Source organism: Corallococcus sicarius (genome assembly GCF_003611735.1).
GTDB classification, from domain to species: Bacteria; Myxococcota; Myxococcia; order Myxococcales; family Myxococcaceae; genus Corallococcus; species Corallococcus sicarius.
On sequence record NZ_RAWG01000763.1, the window covers coordinates 1 to 428 of the forward strand.

A 428-nucleotide genomic window follows, 5' to 3' on the forward strand; every position below is an offset into this window, starting at 1 on the left:
CGACCGCGTCCGGTACCGCGAGGACGGCCGGTTGGAGTACCTCGGCCGTGTCGACTTCCAGGTGAAGGTGCGCGGCTTCCGCATCGAGCTGGGTGAAGTCGAAGCCGCCCTCCGCCGGATTGTTGCCATCAAGGACGCAGTGGTGGTGGCGAAGGGCGAAGCCGCGGACAAGCGGCTCGTCGCCTACGTCGTCGCGAAGGCAGGCGTCACCCTGGAAGCCGAAGCGCTCAAGACCCAACTGCGTCAGGGCCTCCCCGAGTACATGGTCCCCGGCACCGTGGTGGTGCTGGACGCACTACCGCTCAACGCCAACGGCAAGGTGGACCGCAAGGCGCTGCCAGAACCCGAGGCGCCCCAGTCGGGCAGCACCTACCTCGCACCGCGCACGCAGACGGAAGCGAAGCTCGCGGCCATCTGGGCCGAGGTGC

Annotated in this window: 1 protein-coding gene; it reads left to right on the forward strand. The window is 68.7% G+C overall.

What is annotated here, in order from left to right:
• A partial coding sequence (locus D7X12_RS42030; RefSeq protein WP_147444040.1) for an AMP-binding enzyme occupies positions 1 to 428 on the forward strand: 428 nt, incomplete at both ends.